The sequence below is a fragment of the Luteibacter sp. genome (assembly GCF_051958795.1).
Classification (GTDB): domain Bacteria; phylum Pseudomonadota; class Gammaproteobacteria; order Xanthomonadales; family Rhodanobacteraceae; genus Luteibacter.
Genome location: NZ_JBQCFT010000033.1, coordinates 1 through 5,284 on the forward strand (window position 1 = coordinate 1; position 5,284 = coordinate 5,284).

General features: G+C 68.6%; 5 protein-coding genes. 1 reads left to right on the forward strand and 4 read right to left on the reverse strand.

The features are described 5' to 3' along the window. From ACTHLF_RS01985 to ACTHLF_RS02000, 4 genes are all read right to left on the reverse strand, one after another. The coding region (locus ACTHLF_RS01985; protein ID WP_440324379.1) for an MFS transporter at positions 1-1,103 on the reverse strand (1,103 nt) is incomplete at its 3' end. 21 nt (positions 1,104-1,124) lie between these two features. After that, the gene (locus ACTHLF_RS01990; protein ID WP_440324380.1) at positions 1,125-1,262 is read right to left on the reverse strand and encodes a hypothetical protein; all 138 of its coding nucleotides are present in this window, start codon (positions 1,260-1,262) and stop codon (positions 1,125-1,127) included. Between the two features lie 46 nt (positions 1,263-1,308). After that, complete coding sequence (locus tag ACTHLF_RS01995) at positions 1,309-3,210, reverse strand: M48 family metallopeptidase (RefSeq protein WP_440324382.1); 1,902 nt, start codon at positions 3,208-3,210, stop codon at positions 1,309-1,311. Positions 3,211-3,225: 15 nt separating this feature from the next. Then, complete coding sequence (locus ACTHLF_RS02000; RefSeq protein ID WP_440324384.1) at positions 3,226-3,807, reverse strand: LemA family protein; 582 nt, start codon at positions 3,805-3,807, stop codon at positions 3,226-3,228. A 53-nt stretch (positions 3,808-3,860) separates the two neighbouring features. Between ACTHLF_RS02000 and ACTHLF_RS02005 the strand changes: the two genes are divergently transcribed. Then, a complete protein-coding gene (locus tag ACTHLF_RS02005; protein ID WP_440324385.1) occupies positions 3,861-5,189 on the forward strand; it encodes a serine hydrolase domain-containing protein in 1,329 nt (442 codons plus the stop codon). Positions 5,190-5,284 lie beyond the last annotated feature (95 nt).

Consider the following 5,284-nt stretch of genomic DNA (forward strand, 5'->3'; position numbering starts at 1 on the left):
TCCTCCGGCAGCAGGTCGGGTGAGGTCGCCGCGCGTCGCGCGATTTCCGTAGCGATGGCGGCGACGCCCGCGCAGACCAGGCCGATGGTCGAGATCCCCACGCCGGCCATGCGCGCGGCGGTGAGAGCGCTCGTGACCGCAAGGTCGCCGAACCGCCATACGGCGGTCTCGATGAAGTTCTTGCCCTTGTAGCGCGCCTCGCGCGGCATGCGCGTATACAGCGAATCCGAGGCCGGCTTGATCATGCCGTAGGTCATGCCGCGGCTGCCGATCATCACGATGGCGATCAGCGGCACCGTATAACCCATCACACCGATATCCGCCGGGCCGAGCACGACCAGCAGCGCCAGCAGCACGAAGTTCACCAGCGACGGCACCACCATCGCCCACACGGCGCCCAGGCCGCGCAGGAGCAAGGGCGTGAGCGTCAGCTGCATGACCGCGCCCAGGCCGTTCACCCAGAGGTCCAGGCTCGCGTAGAACGCCGTGCGGCCCGCGTTATCGACGAAATGCGCCTTGGCGTAATCCGCCACCAGCGCGTAGGCCATGGTGCCGATGCCGTCGCTCAGCAGCATCAGGATCGCCATGTAGCGCAGGAACGGCTGCGTGAACGCCGACTTCGCCCCCTCAAGGATCGAGCCACCCACGGCTTCGCTCCGTACCGGATCCCCGTCCGCAGGGCGCGACGACAGCACCATCAACGCGGCCAGCGCCAGGAGCAGCGCGATCGCCGAGATCACCAGCATGGACGGCACGCCGATGCGCTCCACCAGCAAGCGCGTAATCAGCGGCCCCAGAAGCGCACCGCCCATGCCGCCGAAGGCGATGAACGGGAACACCAGGCGCGCGTGGCGGCTGCGGAAGATATCCGCCATGAAGCTCCAGAACAGCGACACGACGAACAGGTTGAAGACGCTGACCCAGACAAAGAACACGACGCCCAGGGTCTTCGCGCCAATGGTGTCCTGCGCGACGAAGGCGGGAATGAAGGCGACCATGCAGGTGATGAAGGCCAGGTAGCTCGTCGCCACGACCCGCCTGCCCGGGAAGCGCGCGACGACCCAGCCGAACACGGGCGTCAGCGCCAGCATGGTGACCAGCACGACCGCGTATAACCAGGGCAGCTAAGACGATCCCACCGCACCGACGAGCTGGTCGCGCAGGGGACGCAGCACGTAGTACGAGGTCATCACGAAGAAGAAGGCGATGATCGACAGCGCCAGGATGGCGCCCTCGCCCAGCGGGGATCGGCGAAGGTTCACGGTGGCCGGCGGTTCCGGTGGAGGCCGCGAAAGCCTAGCACGGGCCTTATGCGCCGCGTGCTTCGTCCACGAATTCCGGCGGGAGCGGGCAGCCCAGGCTGGCGCAGATGGCGCGCAGGCACTCGGCCTCGGCCACCGTCACCACCCCGTCGGCGGCGATGGCCAGCCACAGGCCGCGAACCACCAGTTCTTTCGAAGCGGGATTGCAGCGGGCCAGCTCGATCACGGCGCCGTCGAAGGCCATGCGCCAGTCCGACACGGCCGGCATCGCCGCGCCGGCTTCGCCAAACGCCTCGCGCTGCGCCAGTTGCCAGGCACGCAGCGCCGCCCTGGGATCCGGGTTGCCAAACGTCGCCACCACCGCGCACAGGCGGCTGTACGCCTCGCGCGCGTCACGCAGCTTGCGCTCGCCCGGCCGTGCCGCCGCACGGGGGTCGCCCATGCTGACCAGCCGCGCGCGCAGCAGGCGCGACAGCGCGTACTCGAACAGCTCGACCTGGCGGTCCGCCATGACGAATTCGCGGACCAGGGTCAGCAGCGCCTCGCGCTCTTCAGGCTGCAAGGTGCGCAGGGCCGGCGCAGCGATGTCGACGAGCGGAAGGCGCGCGGCGGGCGCGAGACCGGCTGCCAGCAACTTCAGTTCGTCCATCCGCCGGACTTCGTCCTCGCCCAGCACCACGCGCAGCGCGTTCACCTGTTGCGCCTGGACATCCGCCTGGTCAGTGGGCGCCAGCAACATCGCCAGCACGAGCGCGCGGGCGGTGGCCGGATCGTGCGCCGCTGCCACCAGCGCGGGCGGGAGCGCGGCGCGTACGTTGCCGGCGTGCGCAAGGTCACGCGGCTCCGCCGTGCCGACGCGGCTGGCAACCGCAGTGGCATACGCGACGCCAGCGGCGCCGGCAGCGGCGAAGCCACGGGTATCCGCACGTTCTTCCTCCGCCGGCGGAGCGGCGGCGCGCGCAGCGGCCGATGCCACCACGCCCGCGAGGTCCGCCTCACGAAACGCGGGATCGAGCGCCTTGATGCGTTCGAGGATCGGCGGATGCGTGGCGAACCACGACGTCCCGGCCGATGCTTCGCCGAACAGCATATGCGCCACTTCGGCACGCTTCGGCGACGCGAGCGTCGAGCCGCCGGGCAGGCCCGCGATTTTCTTCAGGGCACCCGCGAGACCGCGCGTCTGCCGGGTGAACTGCACGGCGGAGGCATCCGCCAGCGATTCACGCGAGCGGGAGACGCCCGCCTGGATCAGCCGTGCGAAGAACAGGCCGATCGAACCCACCAGCCACAGGCCCATGCCTGCCAGCGCCACGACGCGCACCGAATTGTCGCGGCCCCGCCCCGTGAAGCTCATGACCTCGCGCCCGATCACCGAAAGCACCAGGATCCCGAACAGCAACCCCATCAGCCGGATATTCAGCCGCATGTCGCCGTTGAGGATATGGCTGAACTCGTGGCCGATGACACCTTGCAGTTCGTCGCGATCAAGCTGGTCGAGGCACCCTCGCGTGACGCAGATGGCGGCATCGTCCGGCCCATAACCCGCAGCGAACGCGTTGATCGAGGCCTCGCCCTCCATGACGAACAGGCGCGGCACCGGCATGCCGGCAGCGATCGCGGTCTCCTCGACCACGTTGCGCAGGCGCCGCAGCGCAGGATCGCTGGTCGCCGGATCCACCGGTACGCCGCCAAGGTCTGCCGCCACGACGGCACCACCCGCCGCGAGGCTCCCGATGCGCCATGCCATGGCGCCACCGATCACCAGCAGCACCGAGGGCGTGGCCCAGGCGACCCAGAACCACGGCGGCGTCTGCCTCCGGAAGATCATGCCGGCGATGTAGACCACGGCGTCCACGGCGAACACCGTCCCAAGCACCGCCAGGATGAACAGCACGACGAGCCAGCGGCCCGTGCGGCGTGATTGCTCCTGGCGCTGGAAGAAATCCATGCGCGCGCGCCGCCGTTAAGTGAACGACACCTTCGGTGCCTCGCGCATGGCGGGCTGTTCGATCGCAAGCGGTTCGGCGGCTGGGAAACCACCGGCGACGAGCGAATTGGGGAAGGTTTCGCGGCGATTGTTGTAGGTCATCACGGCGTCGTTGTACGCCTGCCGGGCGAACGCGACGCGATTCTCGGTGGACGCGAGTTCTTCCGAAAGTTGCATCATCGTCTGGTTGGCCTTCAGGTCCGGGTAGGCTTCCTGAAGCGCGAACAGCCTGCCGAGCGTCTGGCCAAGGGCATTTTCACTTTCGGCCACGCGCTGCATCGCAGCAGCCTCGCCAGGGTGGCCCTTCGCCGCGGCGAGGCCCGCCACGGCGGCATTTCGCGCCTGCACCACGGCTTCCAGCGTGCCGCGCTCGTGCGCCAGGTAGCCTTTGGCGGTTTCCACCAGGTTGGGGATGAGGTCGTGGCGCCTTGTTAGCTGGACGTCAATCTGCGCGAAAGCGTTCTTGTAGCCGTTCCGCGCCGTCACCAGTCCGTTGTAGATGCCGATGAAGTACACGACAATGCCAATCACGATGATCAGCAGTACGATCAGTGCCATGGTCCCCTTCCCTCCGCGGCGTGCCCCCACGCCTGATGTGCCGCGAGAATAGCATGCCGTTCCGTTCCGCCTCCCTGCTTGCCTGCGCGCTTGCCGCCGCCCTTTCCGCCCCCGCCGCCTTCGCGGCACCCCCGCCGAAACCGCCCGTCGTCCACGTGGATCCGGATTCGGCAAAGATCCCCGCCGATCGCGTGAAGCAGACGATCGAGGACTACAAGCGCTGGCTTGACGCCGCCGAAGCACGTGATGCCGCGCCGGCGATGGTCACGGCGATCATCGTGGACGACAAGGTCGTCTACGAGCGTGCGATCGGCTACGCCAACGCGAAGACGAAGGAGCCGGCGACGCCCGAGACGGTGTTCCGCCTGGCGTCGCTGTCCAAGGCCTTCGCGACGGGCGTTACCGCCGTGCTCGTGAAGGACGGCTTCCTCAGCTGGGATACGAAGCTCTCCGATACCCTGCCCTACTTCAAGCTGAAGGACGCGCAGGCGGGCGAGCAGGCCACCGTGCGCGACATCCTGGGCCAGCGCCTGGGCCTGCCGCGCAACACGTACGATGCGATGCTCGAGGCCGATGCCCCGTACGAGGAGCTGGTGCGCAAGCTCGACGAGGTCGATCTCTCGTGCAAGGTGGGCGCGTGCTACGGCTACCAGAACGTCGCCTTCAGCATGATCGGCGATGTCATCTACGCGACGACCGGTGACTATTTCTTCCGCCAGGTGGAGCGCCGGATCTTCGCACCGCTGGGCATGACCACGGCAAGCTATGGCCGTGACGCGCTCGAGGCGAGCAAGAGCTGGGCGCGCCCGCATCGCGGTGGCCCGCACAACTGGATCCCGTACGAGCCCAACGACGCCTACTACCGCGTCGCGCCCGCTGCCGGCGTCAACGCCAGCCTGCGCGACATGGAGCAGTGGCTGATGGCGCAGATGGGCGGCCGCCCCGACGTGCTGCCCACGCCGCTGCTGGATGTGCTGCACGCACCAGGCGTGGCGACGCCGGGCGAAGAGCACTCCCAGCCATGGCGGCGCGCGCGCGTCACCGATGCGCACTACGCGCTGGGCTGGCGCGTGTTCACCTATGCCAACGAAGACCTCGTGTACCACGCGGGCGCGGTTTCCGGTTACCGCACCATGATCGGCTTCTTCCCGAAGTACCACGCGGGCGTGGTCACCATGTGGAACGCGGCGGCGCCGATCCCGGCCGGCCTGATGCCGATGGTGTTCGACGACCTGCTCGGCCTGCCGCACGTGGACTGGGCCGGCGTCGAGGGCGTGGTTCACGCCGCGCCGGTGGCGAAGGCGGCGGCGCCGGTGAAGACCAAGGCGAAGACCAAGGCCGCGCCGACGAAGAAGAAGCCGGCCCCTAAGAAAAAGAAGTGATGCCCCCCCTCACCGTTGTGGGGGGGGCGGTTGGGGGGGGGGGGGGTGGCGCGGGCCCCCCAACCGCCCCCACGCCCCCACCCCACAAAACCCAC